The organism is Vibrio sp. 1069 (assembly GCF_033340555.1).
In genome coordinates this window covers 1-568 of sequence record NZ_JAWOWP010000727.1, presented here as the reverse complement: position 1 = coordinate 568, position 568 = coordinate 1, and the positions used below count along the sequence as shown (strand labels likewise).

Below are 568 nucleotides of genomic sequence, written 5' to 3'. Positions count from 1 at the left end.
TAGATGACGTCTTATCCATGTAGTCAAAGCCATAAGTCACTCGGTTATCAAACTGAGCGAGAGCAAAATCCGATTGGAATTTCGCATTTAAGCCGAGGTTTTGGTTCTTAGCCGTGTTCTTTGACAAGCGGTTCGAAGGCCAACGCGGTGCCATAACCGTTTCATCACGTTTGATTTCGGTTTCGGTGTTGTAAAGCGTCACGTTACCTTGGTGCTGCTCCCCTCTTAGCTCGTAACTGAGCGTGACGGTATCGCGATCATAATCCGTTGGGATCAGCAACTTGCTCGACAAGCCATTGTTTGCGCTACCTGCCATATCAGGGCGAGGACTGTAATCGCCGCTGTCACGGTACATATCGTAGGAAAGTTCGAAGCGGTGAATGTCATTAAACTCGTAACCAAGCTTCGCAAGAATGTTGTAAACGTCCCCTGCCGAGCCGAACGTCTTGTCGCCATTTCCATCTTTGAAATCGTCACGCGTCACATAGTGGCCATAAACCATTGCATCTACGTTTTCTGACAGCAAACCGTATAACGTTAAAGAGCCTTGTTGGTTGTCGTTAGATGC

Annotated in this window: 1 pseudogene; it reads right to left on the bottom strand. The window is 47.7% G+C overall.

Annotated elements, in window-relative coordinates:
- Window positions 1–568 (bottom strand): annotated as a pseudogene (locus tag R7040_RS28710) (TonB-dependent siderophore receptor); the annotation flags it as partial.